Source organism: Spectribacter hydrogenoxidans, from assembly GCF_031846275.1.
GTDB lineage: Bacteria > Pseudomonadota > Gammaproteobacteria > Nevskiales > Salinisphaeraceae > Spectribacter > Spectribacter hydrogenoxidans.
In genome coordinates this window covers 64941-87442 of sequence record NZ_JAVRIB010000007.1, presented here as the reverse complement: position 1 = coordinate 87442, position 22502 = coordinate 64941, and the positions used below count along the sequence as shown (strand labels likewise).

Sequence of the window (22502 nt, the reverse complement as noted above, 5' to 3'; positions counted from 1 at the left end):
ACGCCAGTCCGGGGGCTTGCTTTCGCGCCATTGCCTCGGTCAATTCCGGCCGGTGTAGACCGGAAACGGCATGACCTTGCCGTCACTGCCGCCGGCGTCCGTCACCTTGGCCGCGCCGCGCTTGCGTACCTCGTCGATGCGCACCACCGCATGCATGGGAATATAGGAGCGGATCACATCGGCGAATTCGCTGGCCAGCTTTTCCTCGGCCGGGTCGACCACCAGTTCGCTGCGTTCGCCGAAGACCAGTTGCTCGATTTCCACGAAACCGTACAACCCACCCTGCGACACGGATTTGGCGTAGACCTCGTAGATATGACCCTGATTGAAGAAGGTCACCCGATAAAGGCGTTGCTTGTCCGCCATGCTGGTCAGCGTCTCCCGGCGATTGCTGCGTTAAGATGCGGCCATGCCGGCATCACAGGAATTCGGCGGTCAGGACACGCCGCTACCACTCGCGCATCCACACCGGAACCGGTATGCCGGTCGACCAGCGTCCGGATTGCCGAGCAGTGGGGAATCTGGCGGAGAGGGTGGGATTCGAACCCACGTGGGGCGTAAGCCCCCAACCGATTTCGAGTCGGTGCCGTTATGACCACTTCGGTACCTCTCCGGAAAGCTGTCGGTGCGATGCATCAGCCACCCGACGGGCGAAGTTTACAGGGAATGGAACGCGGCCCCAAGCGACAATATGCATTCCATGAGTGACGCCGCCGTCCATCGGCTGCCAGCGCAGCGGTATCGGGTTTCGCTGCGCTGGGTGACGATACTGCTGGCACTGGCGCTGCTGGCGACCTGTCAGCCGCCGGTTTCGCCCATGGCGGAAATCCAGGCTACGGGCATACTCCGGGTCGCGACCGTGAATTCCGCCACTACTTACTACCTGGGGCCGGCCGGCCCTACCGGGTTCGAATACGATCTGGCCCAGGCGTTCGCCGATCAACTCGGGGTGGAACTCGACATGCAGGTCGTCGATACCCGCGCCGCCCTCACCCGCGCGGTGCGCCAGGGCAACAGCCATTTCTCGGTCGGCCTCACCGCTACCGCAGCGCTGCGTCGGGATTACCGGCTGACACCGGGCTATCTGGACCTGCAACCCACGGTGGTCTATCAGGCCGACGATCCGACGCCCGACGACCTTGCCTCGCTGGACGGCAAGCTGACCGTCGCCCGGGACGATGCGGTCACCAACTGGTTGCGGCAGGCGCACCCAACGCTGAACTTCCGGGTGGACGAATCGGCCAACGCCGAGGAACTGCTGGCGCGGGTGGCCGAGGGGGACATCCGTGCAACCGTCGCCGACGCCCGGCTGGTGCAGCTCAATCAGCGCTACTACCCGCGCCTGCGCACCGCCTTCACCCTGCCTGTCACCGCATCGCGTACCTGGGTATTTCCCGCCCGGGAACACGATGCCCTCTACAACCGGGCAATAGCCTTCCTGGCCGGCATGCGGGGCGATGCGGCCATGACCATACTGCGGGACCGACACTTCGGCCATGCCAAGCGGCTTGGCTTTGTCGGCGGCCAGACCTTCGCCCGCATCGCCGAGGAGCGGCTCGACCGCTGGCGTCCCGCGTTCGAGACAGCAGCCGAGGAAAACGGCCTGGACTGGCGCCTGCTGGCGGCGGTGGGCTATCAGGAATCCCACTGGGACCCGGAAGCGGTCAGCCCGACCGGCGTGCGAGGGCTGATGATGCTGACCGAGCAGACCGCGGAAGAACTCGGCGTGGCCGACCGCACGGATCCGGCGCAGAGCATCGAGGGAGGCGCCCGATACATCCGGGACCTGCGCGAACGCCTGGCTGATGGCATCGAGGAGCCGGATCGCACCTGGACCGCCCTGGCCGCCTACAACCTGGGCCTGGGGCACGTACTCGATGCCCGTGAGCTGCTGCGCCAGCGCGATCGTGATCCGGATAGCTGGATCAACCTGCGCGATGCCCTGCCCTGGCTGACCCAGAAGCGTTATCACAGCCAGACCCGCTACGGGTACGCCCGCGGCCATGAAGCGGTGACATACGTCGGCAACGTCCGCGCCTACTACGACATCCTGCTGTGGATGACCGGCAGTCCCGATACGGAAAAGCCCGAAAGCCTGCAGCGCGAACCGGAAACGTCCGACACGGCGGCGGAACGGGCGCTGGACATGAATGTGCCGGCGCTGTGAACGAAAAACGCCGGCCCGAAGGCCGGCGTCATGACTAGGCTTTAGCCTGGAAAGGCCAAAACGGTCGGCTCGTTCAGATAAGACCGAGCAGACCGAGAATGCTTCCCAGCAGCCCCGAGATAATGCCACCGATGACGGGCAGGCCCTCGGCACCACTCAGGAAGCCGCCATTGGCATCCTGGCCACCGAAACTGGCGAACAACTCCGGCAGCAAACCATCGATGATGTCGCTGAATTGGCTGGAATCGAAACCGGTCCCCGTGCCACCAGCCGAGTCCAGGATATCGCTGATCACCGGCACGCCGTCGCCATCCAGGCTGAGCAGCGCGGTCAGCAAGTCGCCCAGCAGCGGCAGCGAGGCCGGGTCGGCTCCACCCAGAGCGGGAACACCCTGCAGCACGTCACCCAGCAGCGGCACATTACCCGTACCACCATTGGCGAGAAGGTTGCTCAGCGTATCCAGACCGCCAGCAGCCTCCCCCCCCATCAGGCCGGCCAGCACATCACCGAGAACTGGCAGTCCCGAAAGCAGATCGGACAGCAACGGAATCTGGGTGCCACCGCTCCCGGTGCCGCCGCCGGCCAGGAGATCACCAAACCCGGCTTCGCCACCGAAATCGCTGAAGTCACCGGCAAACCCGGCGCCAAGCACCGGCGCCAGCGGCGAGGTCTCGCCGGTCACCGGCGCCAGCACACCCCGCAGGGCCTGGAACAGCGGGTTGAGCACCACGGCCAAGCCGTTCTCGAACTGAACCGTTGCGTCACCGACGGCACCGGTCAACGCGGAATTGGCATCACCCGGCAGGGAACCGGACAGGCTGGTGAGCAGATTTTCGAACGAATCCACCAGCGCGGCGCTGGTGTCGTCCCCATCCAGGCGCCCGGTGGCATCCAGGATGATGCTGAGATCATCGGCACCGGTACCCAGCGCAGTGAGCAGATCACCCACCAGTGGCGCGTCAGCCACCTGAGACGGAACCTGACCGGACAGGGTGTCCAGCTCGCCTGCGATCTGAACCAGCAGATCGGTAATCGCGGTCAGGTCACCACCGTCGGTCTGACCGGTGATGCCGTCCTGTACCTCGACCTGCAACTGGGTAAGCAGAGGCAGCAGATTCTCGGAACCGGGAATCGCCTGCCCTTCTTCCGTCAACTGAATCAGGGTCTCGGAGAGCCCGGCGGCAAAGCTGAGCAGCGCGTCGCCGGCCAGATCGCCACCGGCGATCAGGTCATCCGGATTCTGGCTGGTGAGGAAACTCTGGAAACCGCTGGCCAGACCATCCGGCGCGTCGAGCAGCGCAACCAGCGCGGATAGCAGCGCAGCGGACGTATCGCCGATGACTGGCGCGTCGCCGGTGGTATCACCGACATCGGTCAGCGCGTCCTGGACCGGGTCGGCCGGGCCGGCGACCTGATTGCCGCCAACCGGAACCGGCTGATTGCCATCATCCGCAGCGGAGCCGCCGCCGCCACCGCCGCCACAGCCGGTAGCCAGCGCCAGCCAGGCGCTGAACAACGCACCCAGTAGAAATCTTGAACTCGGAAAATTCATGCCTGCACCTCGTGAACGTATCGATTGGGGGAGCCGAGTCGCGGACCAGATGTGCCGCGTACAGGCTCCGGTATCGACCGTCAGTGTCCCGGCATGAGGGGTAAGCCGGAAATTTTCTTACAACGACCGCCCACTTTTGCCGGCCGACTTCGAGATGTGCCCGATTACGCGGTGAACCGGTTGTGCAGGCCGCACTCGCGATTGCCCAGCACCTTGGTGGGATCGAAGTAGCGGTTCTCGTTGGGCAGACCATGGGCCAGCAGGTAGGCCTTCATGTCGGTCTCGCGCCAGTCCAGCAGCGGCGACACCTTCAGCACACCGCCCGGCTGATCCTGCGTGACCGTTTCCAGCCCCTGGCGAAACTCGGTCTGCTCGCGCCGCAGCGCCGTCAGCCAGAGGTCCGGCTTCAGATCGGCGAATGCTCTGCGGAACGGTTCGAGCTTGACCTGCTCGGTGAAGGTCTCGTGACGGGGATCGTCGACGTCGGGAATGCCCATCAGCGCATCGCGTCGCGCCGCGGATTGCAGCGGGTTGTACACGTGAATATCCAGATCCAGCATCTCGATCAGGCTCTCGGCATAGAGATAGGTCTGTCGCGTGTTGTAGCCGGAGTCCACCCACAGTACCGGCAGATCCGGACGCGCCTGCGTGCACATGTGCAACAGAACCGCGGAATAGGGTCCGAAGTTGGTCGTGATCAGCGGGCGACCCGGGCGGGACAGCGCCCACGCCACGATAGCCTCGGCGGACTGGTTCGCCAGCTGCTGGTTGAGATTGGTGGTATCGGTGTCGGTCATACTCGGCCTCGCGTCTGAAGCAACGCGTTGACGGATTGTTGATGACGCGCAGTATCCCGCTAACGCAGCCCTCATGACATGCGTTTCAGGTTATATTGATACGTCTTGTAATTCTTTTTTGTTTGGACTCACCGTCGCCGATGGCACATCGGCAGTGGCTCGCGGATAATGGCGCGCTTCACTTGCCACTGTCGCCACCACGATGAGTCAGTACATCTACACCATGAACCGGGTCGGCAAGGTTGTGCCGCCGGGCAAGCATATCCTGCGCGACATCTCGCTGTCGTTCTTCCCCGGCGCAAAGATCGGCGTACTGGGCTATAACGGTGCCGGCAAGTCGACATTGCTGCGGATCATGGCCGGGGTCGACACCGAAATCGAGGGCGAAGCAAGGCCGATGCCCGGCATCCGCATCGGCTACCTGCCCCAGGAGCCCCCGCTGGACGACAGCAAGGATGTCCGCGGCAACATCGAGGAAGGGGTCGCCGAGATCAAGGGGCAGCTGGACCGCTTCAACGAGATCAGCAACGCATTCGCCGATCCCGACGCCGACTTCGACGCCCTGCTGGCGGAACAGGCCAGCCTGCAGGAGGCGATCGAGGCCGCCGACGGCTGGGAGCTGGACAGCCGGCTCGACCGGGCTGCCGCGGCCCTGAACCTGCCGCCCTGGGATGCCGATGTTAGCAAGCTGTCGGGCGGCGAGCGCCGCCGCGTGGCCCTGTGCAAGCTGTTGCTGGAAAAGCCGGACATGCTGTTGCTGGACGAGCCCACCAACCACCTGGATGCCGAATCGGTGGCCTGGCTCGAGCGGTTCCTGGCCGACTTTCCGGGCACGGTGGTGGCCGTGACCCATGATCGCTACTTCCTGGACAACGTCGCCGGCTGGATTCTGGAGCTCGACCGCGGACACGGCATTCCGTTCGAGGGCAACTACTCGGCCTGGCTGGAAGCCAAGGAAAAACGCCTGGCCCGCGAACAGAAAAGCGAGGACGCCCACCAGAAAGCCATCAAGGCCGAGCTGGAATGGGTGCGAACCAATCCCAAGGGCCGGCAGGCCAAGAACAAGGCACGGCTGAAGCAGTTCGAGGAACTCGCCAGCCGCGAGCACCAGAAGCGCTCGGAAACCAACGAGATCTATATTCCGCCGGGGCCGCGTCTGGGCGAGCAGGTATTCGAACTGGCGGGCGTCAGCAAGGCCTATGGCGATCGTACGCTGTACCAGGACTTCAACCTGCGCATCCCGCGCGGTGCCATCGTCGGCATCATCGGCCCCAACGGCGTGGGCAAGACCACCCTGTTCCGCCTTCTCACCGGTGAAGAGCAGCCCGATGCCGGCGAGGTGACGGTCGGCGATACCGTGGAGCCGGCCTACGTCAGCCAGTCCCGCGACAGCCTTGATGGCGGCAAGACGGTATGGGAGGAAATCGGCGACGGGCAGGACATCATCCGGGTCGGCCACTACGAAGTGCCCTCGCGGGCCTACGTCGGCCGCTTCAACTTCAAGGGCGGCGACCAGCAGAAGCGTATCGGCGACCTGTCCGGCGGCGAGCGCAACCGCGTGCATCTGGCCAAGCTACTACGGGCCGGCGGCAACGTGCTCCTGCTGGACGAACCGACCAACGACCTGGATGTGGAAACCCTGCGAGCGCTGGAGGAAGCATTGCTGGTATTTCCCGGCTGCGTCCTGGTCATTTCCCACGACCGCTGGTTCCTCGACCGCATTGCCAGCCACATTCTGGCCTTCGAGGCGGACGGGCCCGTTTTCCTGGAAGGCAATTTCCAGGACTACGAGGCTGATCGCAAGCGCCGCCTGGGTGATGCCGCGGACGCGCCCACCAAGTCGAAACATCGAAAGCTGGCCTGAACTACCGGCTGCAAGCCCCGGTTGACGCCGCAAAAATTTCATTTGCACGCGTATGTACAACCGCATGGCGCGGCGTTACACTCCTTAACGTCAAGTTTTTGGCGCTACAGCGCCGGCTTGGGGACAACCGGTTGCATCAATCAAGGGGATCAGGGATGAGCAAGAACCTCCGCATGGCGGCGGCGGCCGCTCTGGCGTTTTCGTTTACCACGGCGGGCGCGGTTGATCCGGGCTGGTACGTGGAAGGCGGACTCGGCTACAGCAAGCTGAACGACAGCGACGCGACGCAGGAAACCTTCGGGCCAGGCCAACCCGGTCAACCCGGCCAACCGGGTCAGGGAGGCAGCGGCTTTCTGGTCATCCCAGGCCTGATCAACCTCTTCCCCACCGGCCCTGGCGGCGGTGGGCAGGGCGGCGCTGGCGGTGCCGGTGGCTTTGGCAACTCCCAGAACTTCGAAATCGAGTACGACGACGGTGCCTTCGGCAGCCTGTCACTCGGTTATGCCTGGGAAGGCGGTTTCCGTTCCGAGCTGCAGCTTCGCTACAGCGAGAACGACCTCGACATGATCAACAACAACATGGGTGGCAGCACCGATGCCGAGGGTGACATCACGTCGACCGCCCTGATGGCGAACGCCTGGTTCGACTTCAACCCGGACGGCAACTGGCATCCTTATGTGGGTGGCGGTCTTGGTGCGGCCGAAATCGAGCTCGACGCCGGGGGCGGTGCCGCCGACGACACCGTGCTGGCAGCCCAGCTCGGTGCCGGTATTGAGTTCGACCTGACCGATACCCTGGCCCTCGGCCTCGGTTACCGGTTCTTCAAGGCCGATGATCCCGAATTCGAGGCCACCGATCCGGCGACCGGCAATACCCAGCGCACCGACGTGGATTACGAGCAGCACTCGGCGATGCTGAGCCTGCGCTACGTCTTCGCCCCGGCGGCCCTGACCGACAGCGACGGCGACGGCGTACCGGACGTGGACGACAAGTGTCCGAACACTCCGTCCGGCGCCCCGGTCGATGCCGACGGCTGTCCGCTGGATTCCGACGGCGACGGCGTACCCGACTACGCGGACAAGTGCCCGAATACCCCGTCCGGCGTGCCGGTCGACGATACCGGCTGCCCGCTGGATTCCGACGGTGACGGCGTCCCTGACTACAAAGACGATTGCCCGAACACGCCCAAGGGCACGCAGGTCAATGCGTCTGGCTGCCCGCTGGTGGTCGACTCCGACGGCGACGGTGTGCCGGATGACCGTGACAAGTGCCCCGACACCCCGCCGGGTCAGCCGGTGACCACCGACGGCTGTGCCGTGGGTCAGAGCACCGTGCTCCAGGGCGTGAAATTCGAGTTCAACAGTGCGCGGCTCACCCCGAATGCCGAGCAAATCCTGATCGGCGTGGCGGAAACGCTCAAGGATTCGCCCGGATTCAATGTCGAGGTGGCCGGCCATACCGACTCGATCGGCTCCGATTCCTACAACCTTGAACTGTCGCAGGAACGTACCGAATCCGCGGTCGAGTTCCTGGTTGGTCAGGGTATCGACCGCAGCCGGATGGTGGCCCGCGGTTATGGCGAGAGCCAGCCGGTGGCACCCAACGTCAATCCCGACGGCTCGGACAACCCCGAGGGTCGGGCCCGGAACCGTCGTGTGGAATTGAAGGTGGTCGGCCAGCGGTAGGCCAATCACCGGACGATACGACGGCGGGACAAAGGACTGTTCCCGTGAAACTTCAAGGAGGAAGTGATGAAGAAGACTTTGATAGGTGTGGTGATGGCCGGGCTGCTGCATGGCAGCCCGGCCCTCGCCCAAGAAAACCCCGGTGTGCTCAATCTGTTGCTGGCGGGTGACGGCGTCGTTCCCAGTCTGCTGGAGACGCTGACAACCTTTCAGGCCGAACCGCTGGTGAGCAGCGTGGCCGGCGCGGATGGCGGCAGCGGGCTCATTCGCGGCAATGCCGGTGTAGCGCTCAACGGCACCCTGGCCGGCCTGCTTCAGGACCCATTCCTGGATCTGGGTACCACCCTGGATGGCGTGGGGCTTCTGGTCATCGGCGACGATACCCGGCCCGGTCTGGTCCCCAACCTGCTGATGGCACTCACCGGCGATGGCAGCGGCCTTGGTGGCGGTCTGCTCGGTGGTGACGGCGGTGGACTGCCGTTGGTCGGAGGGCTACTGGGCGGTGATGGCGGTCTGCCGCTGATTGGCGGGCTGCTGGGCGGTGACGACGGTGGCCTGCCTCTGATCGGCGACCTGTTCGGCGGCGATGGCGGCTTGCCCCTCATCGGCGGCCTGCTGGGCGGTGGCCTGGCAACCGGCGGTGCCGGCGGCCTACCACTCAACAGCCTGCCGCTGCCATTGTCCGACCTCGACCCGGCCACGGCGCTGGCACTGGTGAACGGGGCGACACTGGAGGGGCTGTAACCCTGTCGAGAGTCAGTTGTTTGTGATGACTTCGGAGCCCCGCAATGCGGGGCTCTTTTCTTTTCCCATGCATTGCCGACATAATAGGCTAAAGTTCTGTAGGAAAACGCCGATACATTGCGTAGGTTGACCATCGTCGCGGCGGCGTACCAACCGGAACAACCACCGAATCCTGATCTGATAATTGTCGACATTTCACGAGGAACTGGAAAATGAAACGTTTGATTGCTCTAGGCCTGCTCGGCCTTTCTCTTTCGGGAACTGCCTCGGCTCAGAACGAGAGCTTCGTGGGCGTCCTGCTCGGGCCGGCTGGCCCGGTTGATGGTCTGGTCAACACGCTGATGACCCAGAACCTGGAACCCACCACGGACGGCGCCACCGGCAGCAACAGCGGCCTGCTGCGCGGCACCGCCGGCGGCGGCCTGAACGACGTGCTGGAAGGCCTGCTGGTCAATCAGGATCCGGGGCAGGTCCAGCGCGGGCTGGTCGACACCATCATCATGCAGGGCGTGGCCGGCGAAGAGGGTGTTCTTGACCAGCTGCTCGGCTTCAACAACCCGGGCGACGGATTCGCCTTCTTCACCGACATCTTCGGCAACTTCGCGCCGGATGGTTTCGGCATCCCGGGCCTGCCGGGTGGCACCGGCGGCGCGATGTCGCCGATTCCGGGCATTGATGGTCTCGGACTGCCGCTGGATGCCCTTGACCCCGCCATCCTGGAACAGATACTAGCTGCTGGCGGCGGTGCCGGCCTGCCGAGCCTGCCTGCCCTGCCATAGCCCTCGACCGAGGGTCTGACGAATCAACCCCCGGCATCTTGCTGGGGGTTTTTTATGCCCGGCTTGTCACGAGCCGGTTCGCGGCCCATCATTCGATTCCATGGACGAGCGGCTCATGCAACGGCTCCACGGCCTGATCGACCGTGGCGAAGGGCTGCTCGACCGGCTGGAACGCCGGACCGATCCCTCCCATGCCGTCGACTGGCAAGCCCCCGCGTTCCGCTGGACAGGTCGTCAGCAACTCCAGCCCGTGTTCCGGGTCAACACCCTGCCGCTGGCCGATCTGCATGGGATTGGCGCGCAGAAAGACGCCCTTGTGCTCAACACACAGCAGTTCCTGAGCGGGCAGCCCGCAAACAATACGCTGCTGTGGGGCGCGCGCGGGACCGGCAAATCCTCGCTGATCCGGGCGTTGCTGCATGAGTTCGTGGACCGCGGCCTGCGTCTGATCCAGGTGGATGCCCGGGACCTAGTCGACCTGCCGGATATCGCGCCGTTGCTCAGCGATCGGCCCGAACGGTTCATCATATTCTGCGACGATCTTTCCTTCGGCGAGGATGATCCCGGCTACAAGGCGCTGAAGTCGATGCTGGACGGCTCGCTGCTGGCACCGCCGGACAACCTGCTGATCTATGCCACCTCTAACCGGCGCCATCTATTGCCGGAATATCTGGACGAGAATCGCCAGGCCCGCAACGTGGACGGCGAGATCCACCATGGCGACGCGGTCGAGGAAAAGCTGTCGCTGTCGGAACGTTTCGGACTATGGCTGTCGTTCTATCCCTTCGATCAGGAGGCCTATCTGGCGATCGTGCGCAGCCATCTCGACCGACTGGGTCAAGCCGTCGACGGTGATGCCTCGTTCCGCCGTGCCGCGCTGCAATGGGCGCTGGCTCGCGGCGTGCGCAGCGGGCGCGCCGCCCGCCAGTTCGCCCTGCACTGGCTCGGCCAGCAACCCGACGAGTCCGCATGACCGAGCCACTCGACCCGCGGCAGCGTCGCCTGCGCCTGATCGCGTTCTCGCTGCTGGCCAGCGCCTTCATGGTGGCCTTCTTCCACCGGGTGGCCCCGACGGTGATCGTCGATCAGCTAAGGCAGGACCTGAACGCCAGCGCGGTGGCGCTGGGCTGGCTGGGGGCGGTGTACTTCTACGTCTACACCGCCATGCAGATTCCCGCGGGCATCATGGCCGATCGCTACGGCCCGCGCCTGACCGTGGCCGGCGGCTGCCTGGTGGCGGCGGGCGGATCGCTGCTGTTCGCCGCCGCCGGCGGGCTGCTGGCCGCCGATGCCGGTCGGTTGCTGGTGGGACTGGGGGTGTCCACCGCGTTTGTCGGGCTGATGAAATTCAACGCCAACTGGTTCGATGCCCGTCAGTACGCCCGCATGGCCGGCGTGGTAATCCTGATCGGCAACGCCGGCGCCGTACTCGGCGTCAGTCCGCTGGCCAGGCTGCTGAACTGGGTGGACTGGCGAGAAGCCTTCGTCGGCCTGGCGCTGATCTCGTTGCTACTGGCGGTGGCAATCTTTCTGGTGGTACGGGATCGGCCGGCGAGCGCGACCCCGGATCACGGCACCACCGATGCCACGCCCCGTGAGGCCTGGTGGTCGAGCCTGGCCGCCGTGGCCGGCAATCGTGCGCTCTGGCCGCATTTCACCGGCCTGTTTGCGGTGGTGGGCAGCTTCTTCGCATTCTCCGGCCTGTGGGCCGTGCCCATGTTCCACGACGTGTTCGCGCTCGACCGCACCAGCGCTTCGGACTACGTCACGCTTTCGCTGGTGGCATTCGCCCTGGGCTCGTTCGCTGCCGGCTGGCTGTCCGACCGGCTGGGGCGACGCAAACCCGTGATCGTGGCGGCCGCGGTGCTGTCCCTGTTGACCTATCTCTATACCTGGCTGGGGCCCTGGGGCCCGGGGGCATCCGCCTGGTGGCTGTTCCTGGCCCACGGCCTGTGCCCCGCGGGCATGGTCGTCTGCTACACCGCCGCCAAGGAAAGCGTGTCGTTCCGGCACACCGGAATGGCTATCGCGCTGGTGAACACCGGCCTGTTTCTCGGCGCCGCCGTCCTGCAGCCGGCATTCGGCTGGCTGCTGGAAAGCCAGGCGGTCGGCGACATGCTGCAACATGCGGACTACCGCCGCGGGCTGGCCCTGCTCTGCGTGATCAATCTGGTCGGCCTGGCCGCCACCCTTCTCGGCCGCGAAACCGGCGGACTCGGCTATCGCGATGACCCGGCATGATCTCGCCCGATCATGTCCGCACGTTGGCTGCCTACAACCGCTGGATGAACGAACGGCTGTATGCGGTCTGCGCCACTATTGACGATCCCGAGCGCAAGCAGGATCGCGGTGCGTTCTTCGGCTCCATACATGGCACCCTCAATCACCTGCTCGACGGCGATCTGGCCTGGCTGGCCCGGTTTCGCGGCGACACGGTCGATCAGCGGCTCGGCGAAGACCGGCATGCCGATTTCGACCGACTGACCGCGGCGCGGCACGCAACCGACGAGGCCATCGAACAATGGGCGGCCACCGTATCACCCGACTGGCTCGCGGCACCGATGACCTATACCAGCAATGTCGACGGCCTGACCCGGCGGCTATCGGCCTGGGTACTGGTGACACATTTCTTCAACCACCAGACGCATCACCGTGGCCAGATCACCACCCTGCTCAGCCAGATGGGCGTGGACTACGGCGTGACCGATCTGCCCTGGCTGCCGGCACTGGATGCCGTGATCGACGCCTGACCGTCAGAGCCCGTACTTGTCCAGGCGGTAACGCAGGGACCCACGGGACAGCCCCAGCCGGCGGGCCGTTTCCGAGATATTGCCGTCGGTCTGCGCCAGGGTGGCTTCGATCAAGGCCCGTTCCTGGCCGGCCAGGGTCGGATTGTCCGTGGCGTCAGCCGCTGGTCCGGGCTCGGCCACATCCGGCGTCAGCTGAAGATGCTCGGCCTCCAGCCGCTGATCGGCACGAATGAGTACCGCCCGTTCGATCACGTGGCGCAGCTCCCGCACGTTGCCGGGCCAGTGATAACCGCGCAGCGCCGCCTCGGCACCCGCGGTGATCTCCGGCGCCGCCAGGCCGTAACGACCGGCGGTATCCGCGACGAAATGGCGGGCCAGCTCGATGACGTCCTCACCCCGCTCGCGCAGCGGCGGCATGCGCAGACTCAGCACATGCAGGCGGTAATAGAGGTCACTGCGAAAGCCGCCTTCGGCGACCAGTTCGTCGAGCTCGCGATTGGTGGCGGCCACGAACCAGGCGGCAATCGGCCGTGACCGTGAGCTGCCGACTTCCCGGATGGTGCGGCTTTCCAGCGCGGTCAGCAGCTTGGCCTGCAGCGACAGCGGCAACTCGCCCACTTCGTTGAGAAACGCGGTGCCCTCGCCCGCCGCGGCCAGCAGCCCGTCGCGGGCGCGGTGGGCGTCGGTGAACGCGCCCTTTTCATGGCCGAACAGCTCGGATTCGATCAATTCACCGGGCAGCGCGGTGCAGTCCACCTGGACGAAGGGCTCGGCCGCCCGGGGACTGGCCTCGTGCAGGGCCCGCGCCGCCAGATCCTTGCCGGTCCCGGTCTCGCCGGTAATCAGCACGTTGGGCGGGGCATCGCCACGCCCCAGCGGCGCGACCCGCGCCAGCTCGTGGCGGATCTGCTGCATGGCCGGTGACTCACCGATCAGAACCGTGGCACCGGAGGCCCGATCTGGCGCGCCCGGGCGGCGCGGGGCTTCACCGCGTACCGCTTCGCCAACCGCGCGGCAGAGATGATCCAGATCAACCGGTTTGCGCAGGAAATCCACCGCCCGCCGACGCAGCGCGACAATCGCGTCGTCCAGTTCCCCGTAGGCGGTCATCACCAGCGCCGGGGCCTGGATGCCACGTTCGTCCTGCATCCAGGCGAGCAGATCCAGACCCAGACCGTCCGGAAGGTTCAGGTCGAGCAGCAGCAGATCCGGCACCTGCTTGTCCACCGCGTCCCGCGCCGCCGCCAGGCTGCCGGCGGTGACCACCACATGGCCGTCCCGCTGCAGACGCCGGGCGACCGCGCGCGCCAGGGCCCCCTCGTCCTCCACCAGCAGAATGCGGGCGCCGCGACTCATGCGGACGCCCCGCCACTGCGCGGCAGGATCATGGTCACGCGGGTACCGCCGCCATCGCGGTCCTCGAAGCGCAGCTGACCGCCATGGGCCTGAACCACCTTGTAGGCAAATGGAATGCCCAACCCGGTTCCACGCTTCTTGGTGGTCGGCAGGGGGCCGCGGGCATCCGGGTCGGGCTCGATGCGCATGCCCGGTCCCTGATCGTCGATATGCACCTGCACGACGCGCTCGTCAGACGCCAGCGTGATGTCCACCCTGCCGCCGGTGGGCGAGGCCTCCAACGCATTCGACATCAGACCGTGCAACGCCTGTTCCAGTAGCGCGCCGTCCAGATTCAACCGGACATCCTCGCCCTGGCGGCGAATGGTCACACCCTGGGTATCCGGCCGCGGGCCGAGGGCGGCCACCGCGGCCTCCAGCACCGCATCCAGGGATTGCGCCGCCGGGTCCAGGCGCAACGGATGCAGGTAGGCCAGCAGCGCGGCCAGCCAGCGCTCCAGCCGGTCGGTGGCTTCCATGATGTCGGCGCCGGTTTCCAGCACCTCGGCGCTCGTCGCCTCGGCGTCCAGCAATTGTGCGTTGGCGCGGATGCCGGCCAGGGGATTGCGAATATTGTGCGCGATCACCGGCACCAGGGCGCCCAGCGCGGCCTGGCGTTCACGCTCCACCAGTTCCCGGCGGCTTGCCTCCAGCTCCCGCGCCATGCGGTTGAGGGTGCGGGCCAGGTAACGGATTTCCGCAACCCCCTGCTCCGGTACCCGGTGATCCAGCTGTCCCTGGCCCAGCGCGTCGGTGCCCTGCACCAGCGATTCCAGTGGCTGGGTGAACCCGCGGCGAAAGCGCCGGCTGACCCGCCAGACCATCAGGCCGGCCAGAATCAGCGGCACCGCCGACACCCAGGGCGCCAGCGCCAGCCAGCGATCGAGCCGCGCCTGCAGCGTCTGCCGCCGGTCGGCTACGAGTTCGTTGAGGTCGTCGTAGGCCATCTCGAAATCGCCGGTCATCCAGCGATCGTAGGCCGGGTTGAGCAACTCGTCGATGCGGCGTTCGCCCGGGGCCTGGTTGGCGGTGTAGGCCAGCCGGTTGAGCACCACCCCGATGAGTTCGTAGGCTTCCTCCATGCGCCCGATCGCTTCCCGGGTGGCGTCGGTGTCGGCGTACTGACGCATCAGGTAGAAGTGCTCGTCGATGCGATACAGCCGCCGCCAGTAGGCGTCGCGGCTGGGCGCCTCTCCGAGCCGCGTGATCTCCTTCATCTGGCGATACAGATCGCCACGCACCGCCTGGGCCTCGACCAGCAGTCCGTTGAGCCGCAATGAGGCCTGCGAGCTCTGCTGCCAGACCAGGGCCCAGGCCAGCGACAGGCCGGCGGTCACCAGCACCAGCACCAGCAGACTGCCGAGATAGGCCCGGAGCAGGCCCTGGAGCGAGAACGTGAACTGACGAGGCATGGCCGGATGCTATCCGGTTTGCGCGGCGGACACGACCGGCCCGGCACCAACCTGGCCACTACTGGCCAGCGCCTGGCCAATGGTGGCCGATTTCGTCGCCATACCGCCATATCAGCACCGGTTCAAGAACGGCCGTCACGCCACCGTCGATAACCCGGACACCGGAAAGCCGCTCATGCCGGCGTTTGTGGCCAGCCGGCGCGCACATGGCACAACATCTGCTGCATCTGGCACGCACCCTGCATGATTCAGGATGCACTGAAAGACCATTCATTCCGAACTGGAGGAGTTCAAAATGCGTAACTGGAATGCTCCCAAGGCCAACGACATGCGTTTCGGCTTTGAAATCACGATGTATGTCTGCAACCGGTAAAACGGTTGTCGATGAAGTTATCGACGGGGGCCCGACGGGCCCCCGTCGTCTTTCCGGCGCAGGAAGGTTCCCATGATCGATGTCGAGCGACTCCCGGCAAGGCATGACGGCAACGGCCCTGCCAGGCCCCTGTGGCTGCTGGCGGAGCTGACCTACGCCTGCCCCCTGCAGTGCCCCTACTGCAGCAACCCGACGGAAATGGCCAACATCGGTCGCGAGATCGACACCGATGCCTGGATTCGCGTGCTGCGCGAGGCCCGCCAGATGGGCGCCACCCAGCTCGGTCTGTCCGGCGGCGAACCGCTGGTGCGCAGGGATCTCGAGGCGATCGTGGCCGAAGGCCACCGGCTGGGTTACTACACCAATCTGATCACCTCCGGCGTCGGTATGGATGACGAGCGAGTGGGCCGCTTGCACGAGGCCGGCCTGGATCACATCCAGATCAGCTTCCAGGCTTCCAACGAACAGCTCAACGACTTCCTCGGCGGCACCTCCAGCTTCGAACAGAAGAAGGAGATGGCCCGGCGCATCAAGGCGCATGGCTACCCGATGGTGCTCAACATCGTGCTGCACCGGAAGAACATCGACGACATCGCCGAGATCCTCGACATGGCCGAGACGCTCGAGGCCGACTACGTCGAGCTGGCCAACACCCAGTACTACGGCTGGGCGCTGGAGAACAAGGACGCCCTGCTGCCCACCCGGGAGCAGCTGGCGCATGCCGAGCGCGTGACCAACGAATACCGCGAACGGCTGGGCAACCGCATGAAGCTCTACTATGTGGTGCCCGACTACTACGAGGACCGCCCCAAGGCCTGCATGAGCGGCTGGGGTGACATCTTCCTGACCATCACGCCCGACGGTATGGCCCTGCCCTGCCACGCCGCCCGGCAGCTGCCGAACATCGACTTTCCCAACGTGAAGGACCACAGCATCGACGAAATCTGGTGCGAGTCCGACGCCTTCAACATGTTCCGCGGGCTCGACTGGATGAAGGAGCCCTGCCGCAGCTGCGACGAACGGTTCAAGGATTACGGCGGCTGCCGCTGCCAAGCCTACATACTCACCGGCGACATGTACGCCGCCGATCCGGTCTGCAGCAAATCACCCGATCACCATGTGGTAACGGACGCAGTGGCCAAGGCCAACGAACGCGACCCCGGCGAAGCCGCCGCGCAGCCGCTGATCTTCCGCAATCCCAAGAACTCCAAGCGGCTTCAGGGGCTGGTCGACGGCGAGCCAATCAGCAAGAGCGCGAACTTCTAGGCGTCTTCAGGACCGCTCGTGCGGGCCCGGATAGTTCATGAGGGATCACGAGTGATTGCGGAATTCGCAGCAAGCTGGGTGCCGTCCTGGAGCGTAAACCCTAGCCGTAGCTAGGGTTTTAGCGAAGGGCAGGTGCCCAGCACCGCGAGAAACCGCAAGCGCCGTGATAGACGGGCGCGGGTGTGCGCCGGCACCATCGCGAAAGGCAGAGAACACAAGGACAGATTCATGCGGTCAATCGCTGGCGGCGCAGCGCCCGTCGCCCTCGTGAACTATTCGGGCTAATCTCGCGCGATGAACTGCGCGTACTTGAGCCACCCCGCCTGCGGCGAGCACGAACCGGGCCCCTACCACCCCGAGCGACCACAGCGGCTGGGCGCCGTACGTGACCGGCTGATCGCCGAAGGCCTGCTGGATCTGCTGGACAAGCCGGCGGTCGCGCCGGTGGCCCTCGATCAGATCAACCGCATTCACGATCCGGCCTACGTGCGGGACATCGCCGCCGCCTCACCGCGACGCGGGCGCGTATCCCTCGACCCGGATACCGCCATGAGCCCCGGCAGCCTGGATGCCACCCTGGCTGCCTGCGGCGCGACGGTCGCGGCCGTGGACTACGTGATGGCCGGCGACGGCCCGAGCCGCGCCTTCTGCAACATCCGCCCGCCCGGGCACCATGCCGAGCGCGATCGCGCGATGGGATTCTGCCTGTTCAATGCGGTGGCGCTATCGGCTTTCCACGCACTGGATGCCTACCAGCTCGACCGTGTCGCCGTACTGGATTTCGACGTGCACCACGGCAACGGCACGGAGGACATCGTCCGCGGCGAGAAGCGGCTCTGCTACGCCTCCAGTTTCCAGCATCCGCTGTTCCCCTATTCCAGCCTGGCGCAGGAACCGGGACACATCGTGAAGACGCCACTGGATGCCGGCACCGACGGCGACGGCTTTCGTCGCACCATCACCCGCGACTGGCTGGATCTGCTGGCGCGCTGGCAACCGCAACTGGTGATCTTCTCCGCCGGGTTCGATGCCCACAGCGCCGATCCGCTGGCCAGCCTCGAACTGACGGCCGGGGATTTCGCCTGGGTCACCGGGGCGGTAATCGACGCGGTGGGACCGGACGTGCCGGTCACCTCGGTGCTGGAAGGCGGCTACGATCTCGACGCGCTGGGCGAGAGTGCCGCCGCCCACGTCCGCGTGCTGGCCGGGCTGTAACCGACCCGGCGATCAGGGATCGAGTTCGATCCACCCCTGCTGGCTGGCCAGCCGGACGAACTCGAACACGTCGTCCTCCAGCGAGTTGCCCGGGAATGCGGCCTGCAGTTCAGCAACGATATCGCTGACGGTTTTCTCCCCGTCGCAGCGGCTGAGAATCTCCTGCGCGCTGTTATTGAGCGTGACCATGCCCTCCGGATACAGCAGCACGTAGCAGTTCTGGGCTTCCTCCCACTGCATGCGGTGGGTGCGCGCCAGCTTCGGCCGGCTCAGATCGATCGTCTCGGCCATCAGCTAGCCTCGTCGCAGTTGAAATAGGGGGGCGTGTGGTGCACGTAGGCCATGGTCATGGCGTCCAACATGGCCCAGAGCACATCCAGCTTGAACTGCAGGATGTCCAGCGCCCGCTCCTGGTCGGCCCGGGTGCGGAAATACGCCAGGGTAAGATCGAGGCCATGTTCCACGTCACGCCGGGCCTCGGACAGCCGCTTGCGGAAGTAGGACAGGCCCTCGGCGTCGATCCAGGGGTAGTGATCGGGCCAGCCGGTGAGGCGCTGCTTGTGGATTTCCGGGGCGAACAGCTCGGTCAGTGACGAACAGGCGGCCTCCTGCCAGGGTACCCGGCGCACGAAGTTGACGTAGGCGTCCACCGCAAAGCGAACCCCCGGCAACACCTGCTTCTGCGACCAGAGGGTCTCGCGGCTGACGCCGACGGCCTCGCCCAGTGCCAGCCAGGCCTCGATGCCGCCAACTTCGCCGGGTGCGCCGTCGTGGTCGATAATGCGTTGCACCCACTCCCGGCGCACATCCGGGTCGGGGCAGTTGGCCAGCAGATTGGCGTCCTTGATCGGAATGCTGATCTGGTAATAAAACCGGTTGATCACCCAGCCCTGGATCTGCTCCCGGGTGCATTCACCAGCATGCATCATCTGGTGAAACGGATGATGGATGTGATAACGCGCACCCTTGGCGCGCAGCCGACGTTCGAATTCATCCTTTGGCCAGGGCTCGCTCATAACTCGATATCCAACCCGTCATACGCCACCTCGACACCGGCGGCTTCCACCTCGGCCCGCTCCGGGGAATCCGGATCGAGGATGGGGTTGGTGTTGTTGATGTGGATCAGCACCCGGCGCTTGTCCGGATAGTCCCCGAGCAGCTCCAGCATGCCGCCGGGGCCGGACTGGCGCAGATGTCCCATCGCCGACGCCGGTTTGGTGCCCACGCTCATGCGCACCATCTCGTCCTCGTAGAAGAATGAACCGTCCACCAGCATGCAGTCGGCCGCGGCCATGGCATCGGCAACGCCGGGGCCGGTCTTGCCCAGGCCCGGGGCGTAGAACAGCTTGCCACCGGTGCGTTCATCGGTGATCAGCAGGCCGATGTTGTCACCCCGGTTCGGGTCCGGATCATTGCGATGCGGCGAATACGGGGGCGCGGCCGATTCCAGCTGGATCGCACGGAACGCCAGCCCGGGCGCCTGGGGAATCCGGAATTCGGGCTGCTGCAGGGAAATCTCGTTCCAGTTCACCGTGCAGTAGTGTTCCAGCAGCTTGAACAGCGGCAGCCCGGTGGACAGATCCTCGCGCACCGGCTCAGTGGACCAGACGTTGAGCGGCGCGCCCTCGCGCAACACCAGCAGCCCGGCGGTGTGGTCGATCTGGCTGTCGATCAGCACGATGGCGGCGATGCCGGTCTCGCGCGTGCCCGGCGCCGGTCGCAGGCCGGGAAAACCGATGACCTGCTGGCGCACATCCGGGGAAACGTTGATCAGCACCCAGCGCTCGCCATCCGCGCTGACCGTGATCGACGACTGGGTGCGCGCCTGCGCCCGCGTCGTGCCCTCGTGTAGTCGCTGATTGTTGCCGCTGTTGCAGTTCCACTGCGGGAATCCGCCACCCGCCGCCGAACCCAGAACATGAACTCGCACCAGAGCCTTCCTTGTCTTGTTGAATCGATAACCGCGCCTCGCGGCGGCTATGCCGCAGCACGGACCATGCCACTGGTCGCATCTCGCGCAAAACCGCCGGATAGCGGGCTTCAACCCTCACCGGACACCGGCAGACGGCGGTTCGGTGGCGCGTCTGCTGGCCACTAGTGGCCAGGCCACCTGCCGCGGATTCAGCGCCCGGAGGACAGCGCGATGTCGTGTTTCTTCATTTTCCGGTAGAGGGTATTGCGGCTCATGGCCAGCTGGCGCGCGGTGTTGGTGATGTTCCAGCGGTTCTGTTGCAGCGCCCGCATCACCGCGTCGCGCTCGGCACATTCCAGCGGATTGGCCGCTGCAGCCGGGGGCTGCCCGTTATCGTCCGCCGCGACACGCCCGGCCGATGCCGGCAACTCCAGCCCGGAAATCTCGCTGATATCGCCCGGCAGGTCGGCCAACCGGATCACGCCCCCGTCGCACAGGGCGACGGCGGTGCGCAGTACGTTGCGCATCTCGCGGATATTACCCGGCCAGTGATAGGCCATCAGCGCGCCGACGGCCGATTCCTCCATTTCCACCGCGTCCTCCCCCGCCTCGTCGGCCAGGATCGCACGCAGCAGCGCATCCCGGTCGGCACGTTCGCGCACCGGCGGCAGCGTCAGGGTGATGCCGTTGAGCCGGTAGTAGAGATCCTCGCGGAAGCGGCCATCGGCCAGCATCGTCTTGAGCGGAGCGTGGGTGGCCGAAATCAGGTTGAGGTCCACCGGCACCGCCACCTCGCTGCCCAGCGGCACCACTTCGCGTTCTTCCAGCACCCGGAGCAGGCGCGTCTGCAGCTCGACCGGCATGTCGCCGATCTCGTCCAGGAACAGGGTGCCGCCGGACGACTGCAGGATCTTGCCGCGCATGCCGTCGCGGCGCGCGCCGGTGAACGCCCCGGCCTTGTAACCGAACAGCTCGGACTCGATAAGAGATTCGGGAATCGCCGCGCAGTTGACCGCCACGAACGGCTGCTCGGCGCGGGCGCCCGCCTCGTGAACCGCCCGGGCGAAGGCTTCCTTGCCGGTGCCGGTCTCGCCGTGGATCATCAGCTGCACGCCCTTGTCGACCACGCGCCGGGCGCAGCGCACGTTGAACGCCATGCGCGGGTCCTGTCCCTGCAGGTCATCCAGGGTCGGGCGGACAGTCTCGCGCCGGTCGCCCCGGGCACTCAGCCGCGAACCGCGCCCGGTGGCGGCATTGCTGCGGCCGCCCGCGGTCAGCCGTCCCGGTGCCCGCACGCAGGCAAAGTAGCGGCGGCCGCGGCGCACCTCGCGGATTGGCCAGACGGTGAGATTGCCTTCCGACACCCGCTGGGCCAGCAGACTGGGGGTGACATCGAAGAACTGGCTGATTTCCTTGCCTACCAGGGCATCCCGGTCGTCGTAACCGAGCTGCATGGCGGCGCTGTCGTCGGCGGCCACCACCCGGCCCTCGCCGTTGACCGCCAGCATGCCGTCATGCACCAGGTTGACGAACTCGGGCCGGCCGTGAAAGCGCAACACGGTCTCGTCCCGGTAGGTGTTGAGGAATACGCATTTCTCGATCAGCCGGGCGGACATCGACACCAACGCGACCGTGTGCATCTGGCTGGCACGGCTGTCCTCGCACTGCACCGACGAGGCATCGAGCACGCCCAGCAGCTCGCCGGCCGGCGCGTGAATGGGCGCGGCCGAACACGAGAGGCTGGTATGACGGGTGGCGAAATGATCATTGCAGTGGACGGTCACCGCTCGCCGTTCGATCAGCGCGGTGCCGATGCCGTTGGTGCCCTGGCGGCTTTCGCTCCAGTCGGCCCCATCCCACAGACCGGCCTGGCGAAAGTTCGACTCCAGTGCCGCCTCGGCCTGATGACAGAGAATCACGCCCTCGGCGTTGGTGAGCAGCAGCGCGTAGCCCGACCCGGCAATCTGCGCGGCGAGGTTCTCCATCTCGGCCCGGGCGATGTCGATCACCTCGCCGATGTGGTCGCGGTGCTCGGCCAGTTCGCGATGCGTGAGCACATCCACGGCGATCCGGGCCGGGTCCAGCCCGTAATCCTCGAGGCAACGCTTCCAGGAGCCGCCGATCAGCTGCCCCGGCGGGGCGTCGTCGGCAACGCTGCCGCCGCGGGCAACGGACATGATGGTGGACTCGTGGCGGTCCATGATGGCGGTCTCCTCCCGACGGGCCCGCTGGCGGGCCGCGGCTTGTGTTCATCGCCTGCCTTGACGGCAGATCTTGCTGTCACCGTTATTACGCACCCGGTGGTCGCATCACTGCAACCACCTGTGTGTATTATGCCTCACCTGTCCCGATATGCTGACGGCCAGGCGCCGGGCTGTCCCGCCTCGTCCACAACCGCGCCCGCGATGCCCCATAAGTGGAACACTCGCGGGCAGACTGCGGTCGGAGGAAGGGGGTTGCGGGTGCGTTGTCGCGTGGTCCGGATTTTGCTATACCTAGCGGACGGTCACACGCCAGCAGCGGCGGAAGATCGCTGCAAGCGAGAAGACGGCCGCGTGCCGTACGTCACGTTCGAATAATCAAGGAGGAGT

20 protein-coding genes and 1 tRNA gene are annotated in these 22502 nt (G+C 65.8%); 11 read left to right on the top strand and 10 right to left on the bottom strand.

Annotated elements, in window-relative coordinates:
* Positions 1 to 39 precede the first annotated feature (39 nt).
* On the bottom strand, positions 40 to 366 hold the full coding sequence (locus RM532_RS08190; RefSeq protein WP_311652770.1) for a DUF1820 family protein: 327 nt from the start codon (positions 364 to 366) through the stop codon (positions 40 to 42).
* Between the two features lie 156 nt (positions 367 to 522).
* A tRNA-Ser gene (locus RM532_RS08185) sits at positions 523 to 613 on the bottom strand.
* An 87-nt stretch (positions 614 to 700) separates the two neighbouring features.
* Between RM532_RS08185 and mltF the strand changes: the two genes are divergently transcribed.
* Positions 701 to 2167 carry a membrane-bound lytic murein transglycosylase MltF gene (gene mltF, locus RM532_RS08180; RefSeq protein ID WP_311652769.1) on the top strand — a complete coding sequence of 489 codons (1467 nt, stop codon included), beginning with the start codon at positions 701 to 703 and terminating at the stop codon, positions 2165 to 2167.
* Positions 2168 to 2240: 73 nt separating this feature from the next.
* Here mltF and RM532_RS08175 read toward each other — a convergent pair whose 3' ends face one another.
* Positions 2241 to 3719, bottom strand: a complete 1479-nt coding sequence (locus RM532_RS08175) for a hypothetical protein (protein ID WP_311652767.1) — start codon at positions 3717 to 3719, stop codon at positions 2241 to 2243.
* Between the two features lie 164 nt (positions 3720 to 3883).
* Positions 3884 to 4516: a phosphoadenosine phosphosulfate reductase domain-containing protein gene (locus tag RM532_RS08170; RefSeq protein ID WP_311652766.1), complete on the bottom strand. Its 633-nt coding sequence runs from the start codon at positions 4514 to 4516 to the stop codon at positions 3884 to 3886.
* Positions 4517 to 4718: 202 nt separating this feature from the next.
* Here RM532_RS08170 and ettA point away from each other — a divergent pair, with 202 nt between their 5' ends.
* The 7 genes from ettA to RM532_RS08135 all read left to right on the top strand — a co-directional run bounded on the left by ettA (position 4719) and on the right by RM532_RS08135 (position 12338).
* Positions 4719 to 6380 (top strand): energy-dependent translational throttle protein EttA, encoded by a 1662-nt coding sequence (gene ettA / locus RM532_RS08165; protein ID WP_311652765.1) that lies wholly within the window; start codon positions 4719 to 4721, stop codon positions 6378 to 6380.
* A gap of 155 nt (positions 6381 to 6535) precedes the next feature.
* Positions 6536 to 8065, top strand: coding sequence for an OmpA family protein (locus RM532_RS16090; RefSeq protein ID WP_311652764.1), 1530 nt, complete (start codon positions 6536 to 6538; stop codon positions 8063 to 8065).
* Positions 8066 to 8131: 66 nt separating this feature from the next.
* Positions 8132 to 8809, top strand: coding sequence for a hypothetical protein (locus tag RM532_RS08155; RefSeq protein WP_311652763.1), 678 nt, complete (start codon positions 8132 to 8134; stop codon positions 8807 to 8809).
* Positions 8810 to 9096: 287 nt separating this feature from the next.
* Positions 9097 to 9588 (top strand): hypothetical protein, encoded by a 492-nt coding sequence (locus tag RM532_RS08150; RefSeq protein WP_311652762.1) that lies wholly within the window; start codon positions 9097 to 9099, stop codon positions 9586 to 9588.
* A gap of 115 nt (positions 9589 to 9703) precedes the next feature.
* Entirely contained in the window at positions 9704 to 10561 is an 858-nt protein-coding gene (locus RM532_RS08145; protein ID WP_311652761.1) for an ATP-binding protein, read from the top strand.
* A complete protein-coding gene (locus RM532_RS08140) occupies positions 10558 to 11829 on the top strand; it encodes an MFS transporter (protein ID WP_311652760.1) in 1272 nt (423 codons plus the stop codon). The genes RM532_RS08145 and RM532_RS08140 overlap by 4 nt, the downstream gene beginning before the upstream one ends.
* Complete coding sequence (locus RM532_RS08135) at positions 11826 to 12338, top strand: DinB family protein (protein WP_311652759.1); 513 nt, start codon at positions 11826 to 11828, stop codon at positions 12336 to 12338. Before RM532_RS08140 ends, RM532_RS08135 begins: the two co-directional genes overlap by 4 nt.
* Before the next feature lie 3 nt (positions 12339 to 12341).
* On the opposite strand, the gene RM532_RS08130 is transcribed toward RM532_RS08135, so the two are convergent.
* Together RM532_RS08130 and RM532_RS08125 are read right to left on the bottom strand one after the other, a co-directional pair.
* Entirely contained in the window at positions 12342 to 13694 is a 1353-nt protein-coding gene (locus RM532_RS08130; RefSeq protein ID WP_311652758.1) for a sigma-54-dependent transcriptional regulator, read from the bottom strand.
* Entirely contained in the window at positions 13691 to 15145 is a 1455-nt protein-coding gene (locus RM532_RS08125; protein ID WP_311652757.1) for a sensor histidine kinase, read from the bottom strand. The genes RM532_RS08130 and RM532_RS08125 overlap by 4 nt, the downstream gene beginning before the upstream one ends.
* 295 nt (positions 15146 to 15440) lie before the next feature.
* Here RM532_RS08125 and pqqA point away from each other — a divergent pair, with 295 nt between their 5' ends.
* The 3 genes from pqqA to RM532_RS08115 all read left to right on the top strand — a co-directional run bounded on the left by pqqA (position 15441) and on the right by RM532_RS08115 (position 17999).
* Positions 15441 to 15518 (top strand): pyrroloquinoline quinone precursor peptide PqqA, encoded by a 78-nt coding sequence (pqqA, locus tag RM532_RS16040; protein WP_423246889.1) that lies wholly within the window; start codon positions 15441 to 15443, stop codon positions 15516 to 15518.
* 72 nt (positions 15519 to 15590) lie between these two features.
* Positions 15591 to 16784: a pyrroloquinoline quinone biosynthesis protein PqqE gene (gene pqqE, locus RM532_RS08120; RefSeq protein ID WP_311652756.1), complete on the top strand. Its 1194-nt coding sequence runs from the start codon at positions 15591 to 15593 to the stop codon at positions 16782 to 16784.
* A gap of 294 nt (positions 16785 to 17078) precedes the next feature.
* Positions 17079 to 17999, top strand: coding sequence for a histone deacetylase family protein (locus tag RM532_RS08115; protein WP_349255287.1), 921 nt, complete (start codon positions 17079 to 17081; stop codon positions 17997 to 17999).
* Positions 18000 to 18011: 12 nt separating this feature from the next.
* Here RM532_RS08115 and pqqD read toward each other — a convergent pair whose 3' ends face one another.
* The 4 genes from pqqD to RM532_RS08095 form a co-directional block, all read right to left on the bottom strand.
* Complete coding sequence (gene pqqD, locus RM532_RS08110; RefSeq protein WP_311652753.1) at positions 18012 to 18290, bottom strand: pyrroloquinoline quinone biosynthesis peptide chaperone PqqD; 279 nt, start codon at positions 18288 to 18290, stop codon at positions 18012 to 18014.
* Positions 18290 to 19015, bottom strand: a complete 726-nt coding sequence (gene pqqC, locus RM532_RS08105; protein WP_311652752.1) for a pyrroloquinoline-quinone synthase PqqC — start codon at positions 19013 to 19015, stop codon at positions 18290 to 18292. Before pqqC ends, pqqD begins: the two co-directional genes overlap by 1 nt.
* A complete protein-coding gene (gene pqqB, locus RM532_RS08100; RefSeq protein WP_311652751.1) occupies positions 19012 to 19929 on the bottom strand; it encodes a pyrroloquinoline quinone biosynthesis protein PqqB in 918 nt (305 codons plus the stop codon). The genes pqqC and pqqB overlap by 4 nt, the downstream gene beginning before the upstream one ends.
* Positions 19930 to 20120: 191 nt before the next feature.
* Entirely contained in the window at positions 20121 to 22112 is a 1992-nt protein-coding gene (locus tag RM532_RS08095; protein WP_311652749.1) for a sigma-54-dependent Fis family transcriptional regulator, read from the bottom strand.
* Positions 22113 to 22502 lie beyond the last annotated feature (390 nt).

What these genes read in the sequence shown, in the direction of transcription:
- RM532_RS08190 (WP_311652770.1), bottom strand. Translation starts at nt 366, where the DNA reads ATGGCGGACAAGCAACGCCTTTATCGGGTGACCTTCTTCAATCAGGGT.
- mltF (WP_311652769.1), top strand. Translation starts at nt 701, where the DNA reads ATGAGTGACGCCGCCGTCCATCGGCTGCCAGCGCAGCGGTATCGGGTT.
- RM532_RS08175 (WP_311652767.1), bottom strand. Translation starts at nt 3,719, where the DNA reads ATGAATTTTCCGAGTTCAAGATTTCTACTGGGTGCGTTGTTCAGCGCC.
- RM532_RS08170 (WP_311652766.1), bottom strand. Translation starts at nt 4,516, where the DNA reads ATGACCGACACCGATACCACCAATCTCAACCAGCAGCTGGCGAACCAG.
- ettA (WP_311652765.1), top strand. Translation starts at nt 4,719, where the DNA reads ATGAGTCAGTACATCTACACCATGAACCGGGTCGGCAAGGTTGTGCCG.
- RM532_RS16090 (WP_311652764.1), top strand. Translation starts at nt 6,536, where the DNA reads ATGAGCAAGAACCTCCGCATGGCGGCGGCGGCCGCTCTGGCGTTTTCG.
- RM532_RS08155 (WP_311652763.1), top strand. Translation starts at nt 8,132, where the DNA reads ATGAAGAAGACTTTGATAGGTGTGGTGATGGCCGGGCTGCTGCATGGC.
- RM532_RS08145 (WP_311652761.1), top strand. Translation starts at nt 9,704, where the DNA reads ATGCAACGGCTCCACGGCCTGATCGACCGTGGCGAAGGGCTGCTCGAC.
- RM532_RS08140 (WP_311652760.1), top strand. Translation starts at nt 10,558, where the DNA reads ATGACCGAGCCACTCGACCCGCGGCAGCGTCGCCTGCGCCTGATCGCG.
- RM532_RS08135 (WP_311652759.1), top strand. Translation starts at nt 11,826, where the DNA reads ATGATCTCGCCCGATCATGTCCGCACGTTGGCTGCCTACAACCGCTGG.
- RM532_RS08130 (WP_311652758.1), bottom strand. Translation starts at nt 13,694, where the DNA reads ATGAGTCGCGGCGCCCGCATTCTGCTGGTGGAGGACGAGGGGGCCCTG.
- RM532_RS08125 (WP_311652757.1), bottom strand. Translation starts at nt 15,145, where the DNA reads ATGCCTCGTCAGTTCACGTTCTCGCTCCAGGGCCTGCTCCGGGCCTAT.
- pqqA (WP_423246889.1), top strand. Translation starts at nt 15,441, where the DNA reads ATGCGTAACTGGAATGCTCCCAAGGCCAACGACATGCGTTTCGGCTTT.
- pqqE (WP_311652756.1), top strand. Translation starts at nt 15,591, where the DNA reads ATGATCGATGTCGAGCGACTCCCGGCAAGGCATGACGGCAACGGCCCT.
- RM532_RS08115 (WP_349255287.1), top strand. Translation starts at nt 17,079, where the DNA reads ATGAACTGCGCGTACTTGAGCCACCCCGCCTGCGGCGAGCACGAACCG.
- pqqD (WP_311652753.1), bottom strand. Translation starts at nt 18,290, where the DNA reads ATGGCCGAGACGATCGATCTGAGCCGGCCGAAGCTGGCGCGCACCCAC.
- pqqC (WP_311652752.1), bottom strand. Translation starts at nt 19,015, where the DNA reads ATGAGCGAGCCCTGGCCAAAGGATGAATTCGAACGTCGGCTGCGCGCC.
- RM532_RS08095 (WP_311652749.1), bottom strand. Translation starts at nt 22,112, where the DNA reads ATGGACCGCCACGAGTCCACCATCATGTCCGTTGCCCGCGGCGGCAGC.